The sequence below is a fragment of the Clostridium sp. genome, from assembly GCF_018372875.1.
Lineage (GTDB): Bacteria > Bacillota > Clostridia > Clostridiales > Clostridiaceae > Clostridium.
In genome coordinates, this window is sequence record NZ_JAHAIF010000050.1 from 1 (window position 1) to 17,555 (window position 17,555).

At 29.8% G+C, this 17,555-nt stretch carries 14 protein-coding genes and 1 pseudogene; 11 read left to right on the plus strand and 4 right to left on the minus strand.

The features are described from left to right. The first annotated feature begins 186 nt into the window (after positions 1-186). The 5 genes from lon (at position 187) to KIB46_RS13310 (ending at position 4,648) form a co-directional block, all read left to right on the plus strand. The gene (gene lon / locus KIB46_RS13290) at positions 187-2,514 is read left to right on the plus strand and encodes an endopeptidase La (protein ID WP_291672492.1); all 2,328 of its coding nucleotides are present in this window, start codon (positions 187-189) and stop codon (positions 2,512-2,514) included. Then, positions 2,504-3,097 (plus strand): ribosome biogenesis GTP-binding protein YihA/YsxC, encoded by a 594-nt coding sequence (yihA, locus tag KIB46_RS13295; protein ID WP_027096812.1) that lies wholly within the window; start codon positions 2,504-2,506, stop codon positions 3,095-3,097. The genes lon and yihA overlap by 11 nt, the downstream gene beginning before the upstream one ends. A 358-nt stretch (positions 3,098-3,455) precedes the next feature. After that, positions 3,456-3,635, plus strand: coding sequence for a hypothetical protein (locus KIB46_RS13300; protein ID WP_291672494.1), 180 nt, complete (start codon positions 3,456-3,458; stop codon positions 3,633-3,635). A gap of 117 nt (positions 3,636-3,752) precedes the next feature. Next, positions 3,753-4,028 (plus strand): hypothetical protein, encoded by a 276-nt coding sequence (locus KIB46_RS13305; protein ID WP_291672496.1) that lies wholly within the window; start codon positions 3,753-3,755, stop codon positions 4,026-4,028. A gap of 113 nt (positions 4,029-4,141) precedes the next feature. After that, positions 4,142-4,648, plus strand: coding sequence for a hypothetical protein (locus tag KIB46_RS13310; RefSeq protein WP_291672498.1), 507 nt, complete (start codon positions 4,142-4,144; stop codon positions 4,646-4,648). 142 nt (positions 4,649-4,790) lie between these two features. Here KIB46_RS13310 and KIB46_RS13315 read toward each other — a convergent pair whose 3' ends face one another. The 3 genes from KIB46_RS13315 to KIB46_RS13325 all read right to left on the minus strand — a co-directional run bounded on the left by KIB46_RS13315 (position 4,791) and on the right by KIB46_RS13325 (position 7,849). Continuing rightward, positions 4,791-5,711 (minus strand): hypothetical protein, encoded by a 921-nt coding sequence (locus KIB46_RS13315; RefSeq protein WP_291672500.1) that lies wholly within the window; start codon positions 5,709-5,711, stop codon positions 4,791-4,793. Positions 5,712-5,790: 79 nt separating this feature from the next. Beyond that, entirely contained in the window at positions 5,791-6,201 is a 411-nt protein-coding gene (locus KIB46_RS13320) for a Fur family transcriptional regulator (RefSeq protein WP_049177101.1), read from the minus strand. 358 nt (positions 6,202-6,559) lie between these two features. After that, positions 6,560-7,849 carry an IS110 family transposase gene (locus KIB46_RS13325; RefSeq protein WP_291672503.1) on the minus strand — a complete coding sequence of 430 codons (1,290 nt, stop codon included), beginning with the start codon at positions 7,847-7,849 and terminating at the stop codon, positions 6,560-6,562. Positions 7,850-8,415: 566 nt separating this feature from the next. On the opposite strand from KIB46_RS13325, the gene KIB46_RS13330 reads away from it, so the two are divergent. The 3 genes from KIB46_RS13330 to KIB46_RS13340 all read left to right on the plus strand — a co-directional run bounded on the left by KIB46_RS13330 (position 8,416) and on the right by KIB46_RS13340 (position 10,520). Then, complete coding sequence (locus KIB46_RS13330; protein WP_156560619.1) at positions 8,416-8,739, plus strand: hypothetical protein; 324 nt, start codon at positions 8,416-8,418, stop codon at positions 8,737-8,739. A gap of 238 nt (positions 8,740-8,977) precedes the next feature. Then, the gene (locus KIB46_RS13335; protein ID WP_291672506.1) at positions 8,978-10,192 is read left to right on the plus strand and encodes an HDOD domain-containing protein; all 1,215 of its coding nucleotides are present in this window, start codon (positions 8,978-8,980) and stop codon (positions 10,190-10,192) included. 100 nt (positions 10,193-10,292) lie between these two features. After that, on the plus strand, positions 10,293-10,520 hold the full coding sequence (locus tag KIB46_RS13340; protein WP_291672508.1) for a hypothetical protein: 228 nt from the start codon (positions 10,293-10,295) through the stop codon (positions 10,518-10,520). 102 nt (positions 10,521-10,622) lie between these two features. Here KIB46_RS13340 and KIB46_RS13345 read toward each other — a convergent pair whose 3' ends face one another. Continuing rightward, positions 10,623-12,098, minus strand: coding sequence for a nicotinate phosphoribosyltransferase (locus KIB46_RS13345; RefSeq protein ID WP_156560612.1), 1,476 nt, complete (start codon positions 12,096-12,098; stop codon positions 10,623-10,625). Between the two features lie 127 nt (positions 12,099-12,225). Here KIB46_RS13345 and KIB46_RS13350 point away from each other — a divergent pair, with 127 nt between their 5' ends. From KIB46_RS13350 to KIB46_RS13360, 3 genes and pseudogenes are all read left to right on the plus strand, one after another. Next, positions 12,226-14,232, plus strand: a complete 2,007-nt coding sequence (locus tag KIB46_RS13350; protein ID WP_156560610.1) for an ATP-dependent helicase — start codon at positions 12,226-12,228, stop codon at positions 14,230-14,232. 115 nt (positions 14,233-14,347) lie between these two features. Next, positions 14,348-16,312 (plus strand): annotated as a pseudogene (locus KIB46_RS13355) (cell division protein FtsA). A 21-nt stretch (positions 16,313-16,333) separates the two neighbouring features. Next, complete coding sequence (locus tag KIB46_RS13360; protein ID WP_156560606.1) at positions 16,334-17,518, plus strand: M20 family metallopeptidase; 1,185 nt, start codon at positions 16,334-16,336, stop codon at positions 17,516-17,518. Positions 17,519-17,555 lie beyond the last annotated feature (37 nt).

The following is a 17,555-nucleotide window of genomic DNA, read 5'->3' on the forward strand; positions in this document are numbered from 1 at the left end:
ATTAAAAGTAGGTTTGGGTAGGGAAATTATAAAAGTCAACTGTAGAATAATGGATATAAAAATAAGTGAAATTATTGCCAACTTTTACTTGACTCAAACTTTAAAGTCTAATTATTGAAAAAAATATATATTATGTGTATACTAATTAAGTCTAAATAATTATAACATGGATGGAGGGAGAGTATTATGAAAGAGTATATTAGACTTCCTTTGATTCCTTTAAGGGGACTAACTATTTTTCCTAATATGGTATTACATTTTGATGTGGGACGTGAGAAATCAGTTGCTGCTATTGAAGAAGCAATGTTAAATGATGAAAATATATTTTTAGCATCACAAAGAGATCCAGAGATAGAAGAACCTACTTCTGAGAATATAAGTAAGATAGGAACTTTATGTAAAATAAAGCAAATAATAAAGATGCCTGGCGATACTATGAGAGTATTAGTAGAAGGTAAGGTAAGATGCGAAATAAAGGAATATTTTAATAACGAAAACTACTTTGAGGTTTCTATAAGTGAGATTAATGAAACATTAGAAGAAAGTCCGGAGATAGAGGCGTACTTTAATTCTTTAAAGAAAACTCTTGCAAAATTTTTAAAACAAGCAGGCGAAAATACTAGTGAATTTGCTAAAGAAATAAAACTTGTAGATAACGTACTAGAGTATGTGGATATGGTTTCTGGATATTTACCAATATCTGAGGAAAAGAAACAAGAAATACTTGAAACTTTAGATATAAAGAAGAGAATAGAAGCTATCATAGTATTTATAGAAAATGAGATAAAAGTTATTCAAGTGCAAAAAAAGCTTGCTAAAAAGATGAAGAAGAGTGTTGATGATTCTCAAAAAGAATTCTATTTAAGAGAGCAGCTTAAGTTTATTCAACAAGAATTAGGACAAGATGATGAAGAGTCTAAAATAATAAAAGAATATGAAGAAAAGCTTGAGACTATGAAACTTCCTAAGGAGGTTAAGGAGAAAGCTTCATATGAACTAAAAAAGCTAAAGGGAATGAATATCTCTTCATCTGAAGGAAATGCAATTCAAAGCTATTTAGATTGGGTGTTCGATTTACCATGGGGTAAAAATACAAAGGAACGATTAGATATAAATAGGGCTGAAGAAGTTTTAAATGAAGAGCATTATGGATTAGAGGATGTAAAAGAAAGAATATTAGAGTATCTTTCTGTTAAGAAGATGAGTGGAACTTTAAAAGGACCAATTTTATGTTTAGTAGGACCTCCAGGTGTTGGTAAAACATCTATTGCAAGATCTATTGCAAAGGCTATAAATAGAAAGTATGTAAGAATGTCTTTAGGTGGAATGAGAGATGAAGCTGAAATTAGGGGACATAGAAGAACTTATGTTGGAGCTATTCCAGGTAGAATAGTTTATTCCTTAAAAGAAGCTAAATCAATGAATCCTCTAATATTACTAGATGAAATTGATAAATTGAGCTCAGATTATAAGGGCAATCCAGGGGATGCTCTATTGGAGGTATTGGATAGCGAACAAAATAAAACATTTAGGGATAACTACATGGAGCTTCCAATAGATTTATCTAAGGTTTTATTTATTACAACTGCAAATAGCTTGGATACAATACCAAGACCATTGTTAGATAGAATGGAAGTTGTAGAAGTGTCGGGATATACTTATGAAGAAAAATTTAATATAGCAAGAAATCACCTAATTCCTAAAATATTTAAAGAATACAAATTAAATAATGAAGTTATTACTATAAATGATGAAGCTATTAGGTTTGTTATAGATGGTTATACTAGGGAATCTGGTGTAAGAAGCCTTGAAAGAGTTATTTCTTCTTTAATTAGAAAGTCAATGGCATCTATATTAAAGAAAAATTTAAAGTCTATGAATATAGATAAGGCTAAGGTAGAAGAGTTACTTGGAACTAAGAGATATAGCTTTGATGAAAAGATGAAGGAAGACAAGGTTGGTGTAGTTACAGGAATGGCTTGGACTGCATATGGTGGAGATACTTTACCAGTAGAAGCTATGGTTATGAGTGGTAGTGGTAAACTTCAGCTTACAGGACAGCTTGGTGATGTAATGCAAGAATCAGCAAAGGCAGCCTATACATATGTAAGGGCAAATACATCTAAGTACAATATAGAAGAAGACTTCTATAAGACTAAGGACATACATATTCATGTTCCAGAAGGAGCTGTTCCTAAGGATGGACCTTCTGCTGGTGTTACTATGGTAACTGCCCTTGTATCAGCGTTATCGTGTAATAAGGTTAAGTGTAATGTGGCTATGACAGGTGAAGTTACTTTAACAGGAAGAGTTTTAGCTATAGGTGGATTAAAGGAAAAATCTTTAGCTGCGTATAGAATGGGAATAGACACAATAATAATTCCAAAAGAAAATGAAAAAGATATAGAAAAGATACCTTCTTCAGTAAAGGAAAACCTTACTATTATAACAGTGGAGGAAGTTGGAGAGGTATTAAATAATGCTATAGTTGGAGATGAAGCCAATGAGAATTAAACAAAGTGAATTTATAATTTCAGCAGTAAAAAGAGATCAGTATCCTAAGGATGATAGGGTGGAGGTAGCTTTTGTTGGAAGATCAAACGTAGGTAAGAGTTCAATTATAAATGCTCTTACTAACAGAAGAAAGTTAGCTAAAGTAAGTGGTACTCCAGGAAAAACAAGGTTAATTAACTTCTTTCTTATAAATAATGATTTTTATTTAGTTGATTTACCTGGGTATGGATATGCAAAGGTATCAAAGAAAGAAAAGGAGAGCTGGGGGAAGACAATAGAAACTTACTTAAATGGAAGAGAAGAACTTAAGAGAGTTGTTCTTCTAGTGGATTCAAGACATAAGCCAACTGCTGATGATATAATGATGCATGAATGGATAAAGCATTATGGATATGATGTTATAGTAGTTGCAACAAAGAGTGATAAGTTATCTAATAATGAATTAGGTAAAAGTAAAAAGATAATAAAAGAAACTTTAAAGTTAAGTCCAGAGGATAAATTATATTACTTCTCATCCTTAAATAAAAAAGGAAAAGATGAGTTAATAGATAATTTATTTGGAGATTTAGCTTCAGAAGAGTAGTAAATAGAGCAATTTAGAGTTTTTTCTAAGTTGCTCTATTTCTTTTTTTGTAGTAAATAAGAAATTTTATATGAAAATTGTGTCAAATAATTCTTTATAGAATAAGATATACTATAAAAATTAAATATTAAATCCCAAGGAGGAAATGATATGGAAATCAATGACATTATTAATGGATTAAACTGCAATAATGGCGCAAACAACAATAATAATTGTGGAACTAACAATAATAATTGTGGTTGTGGTGGAAATTGTGGTGGAAATTGTGGATTTGGTAACTGCGGCGGATTCGGCGGCGGATTCGGCGGTTGGTGGATTTGGATAATCTTATTATTCTTCTTCTTCGGTTGGGGCGGAAATGGCTTTGGCGGAGGATTTGGTGGTAACAATAGTAGAAATAATTGTTGCTGCTGCTGCGAAAAGAAGAAAAGGAAAGATGATTGCTGCTGCTGCTGTGGAGGAAATAACTACAACAATGGATGCGGATGCGGAAACAATAATGGATTCTTTGGTGGATCTTGGTGGTTATTCTTACTAGTTCTATTATTTATATGCTCTGGTGATTGCGGTGGTTGTGGCAACTTCATAGGTGATGGTTGCGGTTGCGGATGCTAATAAAATAGCTATCTGACTAATCTAGAAGGGAGCGATAGTTATGTCAAAGAAGAAGCGTAGAAAAGATAATTACTGCTGTTGTGAATGTTGTGATCCATGTAATTGCTGTAATTGCTGTGATTGTTGCTATGATGATTGCTGCTGTGGAAGCAATAACAACAATGGAATGGGCTGTGGTATCCTAGAAGCTATTATATTCTGGTTAATAGCTTGCGGAGCAGGATTATTAAACACTAATTCAATCTTAATAATATTACTATTTTTACTTTATGGTTGGAGCTGTGGTAGCTGCGGATCCGACGGATTTAGTTGGTAGTAAAGTTAGGTGGAGGGCAGGAATGCCCTCCAAAAAATTTGCCTTAATTTATAACCAAAATATACATTGGTACATATAATATCATAAATAATACTCATTTTAGGAGGATCATTATGTCAAAACGTAGGCATAGGGATAGATCAAGAGAGAGTAATAATATGGGTAGGAATCAAGGCTTTGGTGCAAACTCAAATAATAGATTTCCATTTGGAATTAATCCACAACAGCTTTTTGGGATGTTAGGTGGAAACATTGATATGAATAGACTAGGAAGTATGTTAAATTCAATGAATATGGAAGGCTTTGATTTAAACTCAATGAATCAGCAGATGAATAACAATAATAACGGAAATACTAATATGAATGGTAACAATAATAATTTTAACTTTGAAAGTATGATGAATGCAATGAGTGGAATGAATATGATGGGGAATCATATGGACAATAAAGTAAATACCGAAAATATATCTAAATTCGATGAAAATTCATATCCTGAAGAAGTTGATGATGAAAACATACAGATATTATTATCCTTAAGAAAGATAGTTGATCCTAATAAAGTACAATTTGTAGATAAAATAATAGAACTATATAATAATGGTGCATTTAATGAAAAATAAAACTGTATAATTCCAATGAATATAGTCAATAATATTAATGTACCGGAGAAAGTATTCTCCTATAGCTACATGAAGTTATTCTTCATAAAGCTAAAACCCCCCATCCCCCTTTTAGGCCGCAGTTGATGCGGCCTTTTCATTTTTATTTCTTGTATATTGAGGATATTTTGTATGAATTATCCCCACTCTTTATTGTATTTACATAGAATGTAGTTTCAGTTTTTGATGAATCATCCTTTTCACGTATATATTTTTCAAAAGATAATATCCATTTCATTGATGTTATATTGCCTTCATTATCAACAGATTCATCATAAAAGAAAGCGTTTTGAAAGCTATATTGATTATGTTCTTTATCAAGGTTCCACAATAACCCTAGTTCGCTTTCTGAGATGTTTTCAGAGAATATATCTGGCACTTCATCTAATTCATAATCTTTTTGTAACAGGTCAATTAAAGATAGGATATTGCCAAGGTCCGGAATTTTAATGCTATCTGTAGTTATATTCATTGTAGCATTATCTATTATCATAAATGAATCTAAAGATGAGTTGCCAGAATATGAGTTTAATGAGTAACATTGTGGAGTTTTATTTCCGCTTGAATCTAATATACCAAAAATATTTTTATTAGATGTAAAAATTTTTTTAAAGTCGCCATCTATCCATTTGAATATATAAGAGATACTTTTATCTTGTGATGTTTGTACTATTATCTCTGGTGTTGAGCTTCTTGAAAGATTTTTTAGAAATACTTTTGTAGGCCAATGGGACTTTGTTTTTCCTAAGTTATTGTTGTCACATAATTTACTTAGGAGGTAGTTTTTATTTCCTATAGTAATTTTAATATCATCAAAGCCATCATTAGATATTATTTCAATAGCATCTTCTATATTGTCTCCATTTAAATCAATTGATGTTGATTTTCCATACTCTATTGGAGCTATAACATTAATATCAGTTTCCTTTTTAGGGATTCGTAACAAAATTAATGTAGAGATTATTAGTATTATAAAAAATGAGAATATTAAAATTTGTTTTTTCTTTATAATTAGTACATTCAATTTATTCACCTCATATACATTATATGAAGAGTTGAATAAGAATATAAATAAAAAAGATCACTTGATATAAAGTGATCCTTTATTTGTCGCAATCAGGACATATTCCATAGAAATATATTTGGTTTGATAAAATCTTGTACTTTGAAACCTTACTTGCTTCAGCATTTAAGTTATCTAAGCATAGAGAATCTAAATCTTCTACTTTACTACAATTTATACATTGAAGATGTGGATGTGGATAAGTAGTTCCATCATATCTGAAATTACCTTCACCAACATTTATTTCTTGTATTAACCCGACTTCAGCTAATGTTTTAAGTGCTTTATAAACCGTAGCTAAACTCATAGTAGGATATTCTGTTTGAATAGCCTTATAAATTGCTTCTGCAGATGGATGTTCCTTTGTGCTCATAAGATACTTATATACTGCAAGTCTTTGTGGAGTAAGCTTTAACTTCTTTTCTTTAAAAACAGCAGTTATATTTTCCATAAGAGTCATCCTTTCCAGTTTGTTAAAAATATTATAATAAATTATTAAATAAGTGTCAATGATTATTCGTAGAAGTTAGTGAGTATTTAATAATAATTATTGTTTATTTAAATAAAAAGGAGTTGCTTAACTTTTGAAAGTATGTTAAAATATAAACAAATATGTTAAATATTTAACATCAGTTCATGTTCAATTTCATTTTTAGGAGTATATAAATACTCCTATATTTTTTGTTCTTTTAGACCAGTTATAAAAAGTCAATACTTTTTTTAAAATAGAATTTATTTAAAAAAGGGTATAGTAAACACACCATAATTATAATAAGAATTATGGACAAGTAAATCTATACTATTGTTCGTTAAACAATGGCCTTTAAGTTACTATCGATGTAGAGTTTCTGGTGAGTTTCAGGTAACCTTAGTTCAAAAGGTTTCTGATCCCTAAGAATAGCAAAAAAATGATTGATTAATTTATGCATTACTGCACAAATAGAAACTTTTTTAGGTTTTTTCTCACACAATTTTTTATAATAACTTAATAAAACAGGATTGGCAGCAACTCCGTTACGGCGTGTTTTTATAGATGCTATTGCCAAATTAAAAAGTATCTTTCTGCAATAATTAGATCCCCGTTTACTTAATTTATTGTGAGTACTATTGAAGTTCCCAGATTGGCAAACGGTAGAATCAACGCCTACAAAAGCTACTAGCTTTTTAGCGTTTTTAAAGTTGTTTATATTGCCTATTTCTGCAAGTAATGATACAGCACTAATAAATCCAACTTCAGGGTGACTGCAAAGCAAATTAATATTATGCTCTAGTAAAGGGATCTCTTTACAAAATTCTTTAATGTGATTTAATAAAGATTCACTAGTTAATGAAAGGTTATCAATTATATTAACAAAACACAGTATTTCTATATTTAAAGCTGTAGAACTTATCTTAAGTTCTTTGCACTCTAAAGCAACTTGAAGAATTGCGTTGTACTTTGCTTCAGCCCATTCTTTAGAATGATTTACGGTAGATATAATTAAATTTACAATCTCTTGCTTAGACGTTGATAGGAAAATATCATATGATGGGCATCTTTTTAAAATAGCAAGAGGTATAGGACTAAAAGGGTCACTGAATAATGAACTGAAATTAGGAAATACTATATTTAATGATGAAATTAATTTCTTTTTATATTGAGCACGTTGAGATATGAGAGAGGAGTACTCTCTACATAATTTCTTTAATATGAAGAAATTTTCATCAAAAATAGAATCATTTATAAAAGTTGGGGATTGTGCTAATTGTGCAATCCTCAATGAATCTATCTTATCGTTTTTTACCTTTCGTATACTTTGCTTTGCAAAGTTCTTTGTTTTAATTGGATTAATTACAAAACATTCATATCCACACTTACTAAAATAATTAAAAAGAAGAATATGATATAATCCAGTTGATTCCATGAAAATCTTAGTTTTTATATTGTGCTCAGAGTATATTTTTACTAAAATATCATGCAATTTTTTAAAGCCAGATAAATTGTTAGTAATAGTTAGTTTTTTACCATAAATCTCACCATTAGGTGATAATATAGTTACAACTGAAGACTTTGAAGAAATATCAATTCCAGCAACAAAATAATTGGTATGGTTAATCATATAAATTCTCCTTTTGTTAGAATAGGACTTCCATTATATTTCAATGAATTATATCCTCGTTTGTTATTCGGGTAATTCTAAAAGATAGAAACCCAACCAGTTACTCATAAATATCATTGAATGGAATAACAGTCTATACGACGGGTAAGCGTAAGCACCCAGGAAATTAACGTCAATAACCTATTCATATATTATTTTCACTGATTAGACTGTACCTATAAAAGTAATAATATTCGTATTTACTTTTATGATTTTATTATACGAGGAAAATATAAAATTTTAATTAGCTATAAATTAAAGTTATTATTACAATTTTATATTAAAAATATAAAATCAAGGATAATAATTTTATATTTTCCTTACCTTTAGTAGGAGTGGGGGAGGGATATTTGTTTTGATGTGACTTGGAGATTGCAACGGAACGAGCAAAATAAATATACCCCGCCTTTTTGTAAAAGAACTTGTTTACAATATATTCATTATCTTTCTTATTATTGCAATAGAAAGTAATCAGTGATACACTAAGTTATGTTAGGAGATATTGGAATCTATAGGAGGTCTTAAATATGGCAAAATATAAAGTTGGAGACAAATTAATAATTGTAAATGATCCAAGTGAAGAGAAAGGAAAACTTCAAGAGTTAAGTAAGTTAACTGTAGAGGGTGATTATGCACAGTTTTCTTGGGGAGTTAAAATATTAAATGTTGAGTATGATAAACCTTATGTTACCCTAACATATAGAAATGTTAGAGGAGAAAAACATAAAGTTTTTGCTGAATGTAAGGATATAGAAAATTTTGATCAACAAAAGGTTTTAGAAAAAGCTTTATTAAAAGCATTCCAAAATGAGATCATAGATATATCAGTAGTTAAAAATTCGGGATTATAAGATTTAAAAGAGAAATTGCAAATGTAATTTCTCTTTTTTTTGCTGTTTCCAAACTATTAATTTTTATCTTAATTAACGGGATTAGGTTTTATATATACATGGCTTTATAAATGGGAAGATTACTGCGTTAGTAATAAAAAGTAAAAAGAGGACTAAGGTCATAAAATGTTAAAAAATATAGGAAAAATGTTATAAAATGTTATATAATGTTATTAACGAAGTAATAGAGGTGCTAGTTATGAATATTTATTTAGCAAGGCAAGCAATATATGATAGAAATTTTAAAGTACAAGCATATGAGTTATTATTTAGGAATTCTAAAGAAAATAGATTTGTAGGAAATATAGATGAGGATAGTGCTACTATAAAATTAATTTCTAATTGTGCAACAATCGGATTAAATGAACTGACAAATAATAAAAAAGCCTATATTAATTTTTCTCAAGGAGTATTATTAAATGATGTGGCAAGCCTTTTATCTAAAGAGAAGGTAGTAGTAGAAATTTTAGAAAATGTTATTCCCACAGAAGATGTAGTGAGTTATTTGAAGGAACTAAAATCAAAAGGATACGTATTAGCTCTAGATGACGTATCCTTTAGTACAAATTATAAAAATTTTGGGACAATGATAGATATATATAAGATAGACTTTAAAATTACATCGCCAAATCAACGAAAGTTTCTTGTAAATGTATTGAAGAATTATAATCCTGAAGCAAAGCTATTAGCAGAGAAGATAGAGACAGAAGAAGAGTATATAGAAGCTATGGACAGTGGTTATTCTTATTTTCAAGGATATTATTTTAGCAAGCCTATAATGATAGAAGAAAAAGATATACCAGTAAGAAATGTAACTTGCTTTAACTTAATGAGTGAATTGTTAAGAGATGATTTTGATGTAGATAAAATTGAATCAATAATAAAGACGGATGTTTCTATAAGTTATAAGTTAATGAAGTTTTTAAATTCTGCAGCATTTTCTTTTGTTCAAAAAATTTCATCTATAAGACAAGCGATAATGCTTTTAGGACGAAGGGAATTAAAAAAGTGGCTTGCTATGATTGTAATGAGTGAAATGAGAGGGGGGAATAGTGAAGAAGTTACCAATGGTACAATAATAAGAGGAAGATTTTGCGAGTTAGTTCAAGCGAGAATAGAAGAAAAAAATCAATCATTAGCATTTATGGTAGGCTTATTTTCAAATTTAGATAGTTATATGCAAAGAGATATGGCTGAAATTATACAGGAGTTACCTGTTAATGAAGAAATAAAAGATGCATTACTAGGAAAAGAGAATGATTTAAGAAAGGTGCTAGAGTTAGTTCTTTCTTATGAGAATATGAATATTAATAGAATGGAAGAATATTGTGAAATGCTAAATTTAGATAAAAAAATCCTTATTGATTTATATATGGAGTCAATAGAGTGGTCTAATAGGTTGGCAATTATATAAAAATATACTAAATTGTAAAAAAAACCTTTATTTTTGCTGGAAATTATAATATAATGTGGGCATATGGTGGATTCGTTTTCAGTAAAGGTGGGGGGAGAATATGAGTAAGTGTCCGTTTTGGTCAACTGGTAAAGACAGGGTTGAATGTAATATAGAATGCCCTATGAATACATTAAATTTAGAGGGTAATTGTCCTTTTAAAGAATATGTTTCAGATTCTAAATTGAAGTTTAAGGATATAGTTAATGAAGAATATGACTATGCTGAGGAAACATTTAATGGAGAGTTTTTGGGGATAAAAATAGAAAGAGAAATAAGTCAGTATTAAAGGAATAATTAATAAAGGGTAATTGTATTTAAAACTTTGCGAAAGCAAAGTTTTTTAAATTTAAATAAAAAGAGAAATTGCAAAGCAATTTCTCAAAAAATACTATTTGTAAATTGTACTGTATTTATGAAGCAGATTTTGTTTTAATGTCCATAAATCATAAGATAAATCTACATAGTAAGTATGAGGATTTTCAAATCTTAAAACTTCAGGCCATAACTTTTCTGTTTCCTTTTTAGCAAAATCTTTTATTTCCATTACTGTAGGACTAGTGTACACAAGTTTCCCTTTTTCAAATATAGGAACTTGTAAATCCTTAGTATAGAAGTTTGTTATTTTCTTTCTTTTCCATGTATGAACTGGATCAAATATTTCTAGTTCTTCATTTTCATCTATAACTTCATTATTAATAGTTAATAAGTCTGCTATAGCCATATGTGAATCCTTATCGAAAATTCTAACTAATTTCTTAAATCCTGGATTAGTTATTTTTTCATCATTTTCACTTATTTTTATTTTAGGAATAACTTCTCCATCCTTTTCAACAGCGGATAATTTATATACTCCTCCAAAGACAGGTTCAGATTTTGCAGTTATCAATCTTTCTCCAACACCAAATGAATCTATACAAGCCCCTTGTTCAAGAACATCTCTAATTATATATTCATCAAGAGAGTTAGAAATTACTATCTTACAATCTTCATAGCCTGCTGCATCAAGCATCTTTCTACACTTTTTAGTTAAGTAAGTTATATCACCAGAGTCGATTCTAACACCTGAAGGTCTCTTACCCATTGGCTTTAAAACTTCATCAAATACCTTTATAGCATTTGGAATACCTGATTTTATAACATTATAAGTATCTATTAATAAAGTACAGTTATCAGGGTATATTTCTGCCCAGCTCTTAAATGCTTCATATTCACTATCATATAGTTGAACCCAGCTATGTGCCATAGTTCCAACAGCAGGAATATTAAACATCTTATCTGAAATAGTACATGCAGTTGAGCTACATCCTCCAATAATAGAAGCTCTTGCTCCGTATATAGCTCCATCGTAACCTTGAGCTCTTCTTGAACCAAATTCCATTACAGGTCTACCATTTGCAGCTCTTGATATTCTGTTAGCTTTTGTAGCTATAAGAGTTTGATGGTTTATTGTAAGAAGTATCATAGTTTCAATAAATTGAGCTTGAATTACTGGTCCTCTAACTGTTACTAAAGGTTCATTTGGGAATACTGGGTTTCCTTCTGGAACAGCCCAAACATCACAAGAGAACTTAAAATTCTTTAGATAATTTAAAAATTCTTCTGAGAAAGTATGCTTACTTTTTAAGTATTCAATATCATCATCAGTAAATTTTAGGGTACTTAAATATTCAATTAATTGTTCTACACCAGCCATGATACAATATCCACCACCGTCTGGTACTCTTCTAAAGAACATGTCAAAGTAGGCAATTTTATCTTCTAATCCTTTATTGAAATATCCGTTACCCATTGTTAATTCATAAAAGTCTACAAGCATTGTTAAGTTTCTGTCATTTTTAACATCGAATGAATTAGTATTTGTCATCTTAATCTCCTCTTTTCATAAAAATGCCTTATTCCTATTGTACCCTTTCATTTTAATTATTACAATATAATGAAGACTCAAAATGATTTTTAAGGCATTTACAAGGTAATACTTAGTAGATGGGAGGATTAATATGCATTTAGATAAAAATCAATTAAAAGCAGTAAAGGCAAATGAAAGAAATGTATTAGTTGTAGCAGCGCCAGGTTCAGGTAAAACAACTGTTATTATAAATAGAATTAAATATTTAGTTGATGAAGTTTTTGTATATCCATCAAATATAATTGTTATAACTTTTACTAAAGCAGCAGCTCTGAATATGAAAAATAGATACATAAATACCTTTCATAAAGAAAGTTCTCCTTTTTTTGGTACTTTCCATGGCTTATTTTATAAAATTTTACTAAGAGAAGGAGCTAATATAAATATTATTGAAGGATATATAACCAATAAAATTATAGAGGGTGTTCTTAGAAAGTATTCAGATGAGGTTAATGAGGATAGGGTTAAGGAGGCTGTAAATAACATATCATTATTTAAAACATCAGGTGAAAATATAGAAGATTTTAAACCTTCTATAGCTAAAGATATTTTTATGGAATGTTATGATGCCTATGATAAATATAAGAAAGAAAATAATCTTTGGGATTTTGATGACTTAACTATTAAGGCTTTAGAATTATTTAAAAACAATAAAAGAATAAGAGAAGGGTATAAAAGAGTATTTAAATATATTCTTGTAGATGAATTTCAAGATTGCGATGATCTTCAAATAGAATTTTTAAAATTAATGACAGAGGGGGAGGAGAATTCTCTTTTTGCTGTTGGGGATGAGGATCAGTGTATTTATAGTTTTAGGGGGTCAAAACCTGAATACATGGTTTCTTTTGATAAAACCTTTAAAAGTGCAAAGAAATATTATTTACATATAAATTATAGAAGTAACAAAAACATAATAGAAAGTTCAAAAAAGGTTATTTCTTTTAATAAGGAAAGAAATAAAAAGGACATACAGTGGTATAAAGATAAGGATGGAATTATCCTATGTAAAGGAGTTTATGATGAGAGAATACAGGGAGATGAAATTTCTGAAAAAGTTAGAGCTTTCTATAATAAGTCCAGTTATAGGTATAAAGAAAACATAGTTCTTTATAGAACTAATATGGAGGCTATGAGTGTTATAGATTCTTTTATAAGAAATAAGATACCATTTACCCTGTTGGATAAAGAATATAACTTCTTTAATCATTTTATATGTAAGGATCTATTATCTTATTTATCTTTAGCAATGAATCCATATGATAGAGAAGCTTTTATAAATATAATTAATAAACCCTTTAGGTATGTTGGTAAAACTAGTATAGCTTATATTAGGGAATATAAGTATGAAAAAAATACTTTTGATATTCTTATAGAAAAAGATGATACTCCACCATTTCAAAGAAAGAAGCTTGATGAACTAAAAAGGGATTTTAATTATATAAAGAAGTCATCATTAAGCAGTGGTATACAATACATAGTAACTGATATGGGATATATAGATTACCTTAAAACATATACAGAAAGATTTGGAGGTAATATTGAAGATTTAGAAGAAATAGTTGAAGAATTCAAAATGTCAGCTTCATCATTTAAAACTATCTTTGAATTTTTTGAGCATGTAGATGAAGTGGGAAAGAAGATAGAAGAAAGTAAAAGAAATAAGACGGAAGACAGAGTTTTATTAAGCACTATCCATGGTGTAAAAGGAATGGAGTTTAAAAATGTATTCTTAATTAACTGTAATGAGGACACAATGCCACATTCATCTAGTAAAGAGGAAAATATAGAAGAGGAAAGAAGATTATTTTATGTTGGAATAACAAGAGCAATAGATAATTTGTTTCTTTTTGTACCTAAGATGAGAAAAGGAAAGTTTAGAGATGGGTCTAGATTTATTGAAGAAGGTGGATTTATGGAAATTGTTAAGGCATCCCATGGGTTAGTTAAGGATTCAGTAGTTACACATAAGACTTTTGGAACAGGAAAAGTTGTGGAAGTTAATGGGGATGAAGTTGGAATTCTATTCAATGATGGAATGAAAAGAAAGTTCTCTGCTAAGGTTCTTTTAGATAATGGATTAATATCTAAGTAAATATGATGAAATTTATCAAATATTGAATAAATATTGGTATTCATATATAATTTTAAATAGGCTTATATCTCATGATATAAGCCTTTAATTATAGTTTTGCTAGGAAGAGGTTATTATGGATAGAGGTGTATTTAATCCTAAAGATATAATATTTTCTCTTGACATTGGTACTAGGTCGATAATTGGTACAGTTGGAGTTGTAAGAGAAAAGAAGTTTGAAGTTTTATATGAGAAGTATAAAGAACATGAACAAAGAGCTATGGTAGATGGGCAAATTCACGATATAAACTTAGTTGCATCTGTAGTTAAGGATGTTAAAGAAGATATAGAAAGTGAATTAGGAATACAGTTAAAAGAAGTATCAATTGCAGCAGCAGGTAGATTTCTAAGAACTGTTAATGCAGTGGGTGAAATAGAGCTTAATGGCGATGAAGAAATAGATGAAGAAATAGTAAGAAGTGTAGAATTAAGTGCCGTTAAAAAGGCTGAAGAGGAAGTAATAAAAAATACTGAAAGTAAGCTATATTGTGTAGGTTATTCAGTAAAGGATTATTACCTAAATTCATATGTAATAACAAACCTAATAGGACATAAAGGGGAAAGAATTGGAACGGAGGTAATAGCAACCTTCCTACCTAGATCAGTTATTGATTCATTATATACTGTTATGAACAAGGTTAATTTAAAGGTGTCTAATTTAACACTAGAACCAATTGCAGCAATAGAGGCTGCTGTTCCTAAGAATTTAAGATTATTAAATATAGCCTTAGTTGATATTGGAGCAGGAACATCAGATATAGCTATAAGTTCAAAAGAAAGTATATGTGCCTATGGAATGGTACCTATGGCAGGAGATGAGATTACAGAAGTAATAGCTCAAGAGTGCTTAGTTGATTTTAATTCAGCTGAAAATATAAAAAGAAGTGTGACATTACAGGATGAAGTTACATATACAGATGTATTAGGACTAGAAAATACTATAGAATCTAGCTCTATTATAAAATCTATTGCTCCAACTGTAGAAAAGATTGCAACAGCCATTTCAAGTGAGATAATTTCTCTTAATGGAAATAAGCCACCAGCAGCTTTATTCTTAGTAGGGGGAGGAGCTCACACTCCAGGTCTTGTAGAAGAGATATCTAATCACATAGGATTACCTACTCAAAGAATAGCTATTAAGGATAGGACAAGCGTAATAGAATGTTTATCAAATAATGAATTAGGGTCTGCTGGAGTTACAGTTTTAGGAATAGCATTATCAGCTATTAAGAAGATGGGACATGACTTTATAGATGTAAACTTAAATGGTACACCAGTAAGTTTATTTAATTCTCATAAACATACTGTAATGGATGTTTTGCTTCAAGCAGGAGTTAATCCATCACTACTTATAGGAAAGAATGGTAAAAGTATAAGGTTCACTCTTAATGGTAAAAGAAGATTGGCATTTGGAGAGATGGGGAAAAATGCAAAGATAAGCATAAATAGAAAGAAGGCATCTATAGAATCAGAGGTGAATGCAGGAGATAATGTGAAAATTACTTATGCTCAAAATGGTAAGGATGCATCACCTAAAGTAATTGAAGTTATAGAAAATATTAATTCTATTGATATATACATAGATGATAAATTGGTTAGCTTAGAACCAGTTGTGCTTATAAATGGTAAAGAGAAAAAGATATCAAATCATATTAAGGATGGAGATTAAATTTTAGTATATATTCCATCGAAAATATTAGATATTAAGAATTACATATTGAAAAGAAAAATAGAATTATTTAAAGAAGGTATTTTATTAGAAGATGACTCTCTTATTGAAGAGGGAGATAGAATATATTCTGAAAAGTTAGCAGAAAAAGAAGTTACTAATGAAGTAAAAGAAGAAGGAATAAAAGTTAAGGTTAATAATAAGGATGTAATCTTAAGTGGAGAAGAACCTTTATTTATAGATATATTTAACCACATGGATATTGATATAACTAAAGTGACTGGAGATATTACACTAAAGATTAATGGGAAAGATGCATCTTATACAGATAAATTGAATAATGGTGATATAGTAGAGGTATTTTGGAGTTAATAATTCTTAGGGAGGACTTTAATGATTACTTTTCTTGAGGAAGCAAATAGGATAAAGGATGAATTAATAACAATAAGAAGAGATTTACATGAACATCCAGAATTGGGCTTTGAAGAAAAGAGAACCTCAGAAAAAATAAAAGAGTTTTTAACTAAAGAAGGAATTCCATATGTTGAAGTAGCTAAAACAGGGGTATGTGGAATTATAAAAGGTGAAAAAAAGGACAATAATAGAGTTATAGGGTTAAGAGCAGATATGGATGCTCTTCCAATACAAGATAAAAAGGTATGTAGCTATAGTTCTAAAGTTCCAGGAAAAATGCATGCTTGTGGACATGATGCACATACAACAATTCTACTAGGTGTGGCAAGAATATTAAATAAGAATAAACGCTTATTTGGTGGATGTGTAAAGTTATTCTTTGAGCCAGCAGAAGAAACTGTTGGTGGAGCTCCTTTTATGATAAAGGAAGGGGTTTTAGAGAACCCAACAGTAGATGCAATAGTGGGGCTTCATGTTACTGAGGATTTAGACTATGGGAAAATTAGAATAAAAAGTGATGTAGTAAATGCTGCATCAAATCCTTATAAAATAAAGATAAAAGGAAGAGGGGGCCATGGCGCAGCACCTCATACAACAATAGACCCTATTGTTATTGCCTCAAATGTTGTAATGGCACTTCAAACTATAGTTAGTAGGGAGATAGCTCCTGTAAATCCAAGTGTAATAACTGTTGGAAGTATTAATGGAGGAACAGCTCAAAATGTTATTCCAGAGGAAGTTGAGATTACAGGAATAATTAGAACTTTAACTAAAGAAGATAGAGAATACGTAGTAAGAAGATTTAAAGAATTAGTTACAGGAATTTGTAGAGGCATGAGGGGAGAGTGCGATATTTATATAGAAGAGGGATATCCTTGTCTATATAATAATGCTACAATGGTAGAGAGAGTAAAATATGTTGGAAAAGAGCTACTAGGTGTAGAAAATGTTGTAGAACAAAAGCATCCTAGTATGGGTGTAGAAAGTTTCGCTTTTTTTGCAATGGAAAGAACTTCTGCCTTTTATTATTTAGGTACAGGAAATAAAATAAAAGAGACAGATAAAGCTGCACATTCCAATTTATTCGACATAGATGAGGACGCTATCCCCCTAGGTGTTGCAATGCAATGTGGAATAGCATACGATTATTTGACAAGAATATAAATAAATATTACTCTAGTAGAATGGAGAATAGTAAACA

Bases quoted from the DNA above. Each gene is read 5' to 3' on its own strand.
- KIB46_RS13320 (WP_049177101.1), bottom strand. From the start codon at position 6,201: ATGGAAAATATAACTGCTGTTTTTAAAGAAAAGAAGTTAAAGCTTACT.
- lon (WP_291672492.1), top strand. From the start codon at position 187: ATGAAAGAGTATATTAGACTTCCTTTGATTCCTTTAAGGGGACTAACT.
- KIB46_RS13330 (WP_156560619.1), top strand. From the start codon at position 8,416: ATGGCAAAATATAAAGTTGGAGACAAATTAATAATTGTAAATGATCCA.
- KIB46_RS13340 (WP_291672508.1), top strand. From the start codon at position 10,293: ATGAGTAAGTGTCCGTTTTGGTCAACTGGTAAAGACAGGGTTGAATGT.
- KIB46_RS13300 (WP_291672494.1), top strand. From the start codon at position 3,456: ATGGCTTTGGCGGAGGATTTGGTGGTAACAATAGTAGAAATAATTGTT.
- KIB46_RS13335 (WP_291672506.1), top strand. From the start codon at position 8,978: ATGAATATTTATTTAGCAAGGCAAGCAATATATGATAGAAATTTTAAA.
- KIB46_RS13305 (WP_291672496.1), top strand. From the start codon at position 3,753: ATGTCAAAGAAGAAGCGTAGAAAAGATAATTACTGCTGTTGTGAATGT.
- KIB46_RS13310 (WP_291672498.1), top strand. From the start codon at position 4,142: ATGTCAAAACGTAGGCATAGGGATAGATCAAGAGAGAGTAATAATATG.
- yihA (WP_027096812.1), top strand. From the start codon at position 2,504: ATGAGAATTAAACAAAGTGAATTTATAATTTCAGCAGTAAAAAGAGAT.
- KIB46_RS13325 (WP_291672503.1), bottom strand. From the start codon at position 7,849: ATGATTAACCATACCAATTATTTTGTTGCTGGAATTGATATTTCTTCA.
- KIB46_RS13360 (WP_156560606.1), top strand. From the start codon at position 16,334: ATGATTACTTTTCTTGAGGAAGCAAATAGGATAAAGGATGAATTAATA.
- KIB46_RS13345 (WP_156560612.1), bottom strand. From the start codon at position 12,098: ATGACAAATACTAATTCATTCGATGTTAAAAATGACAGAAACTTAACA.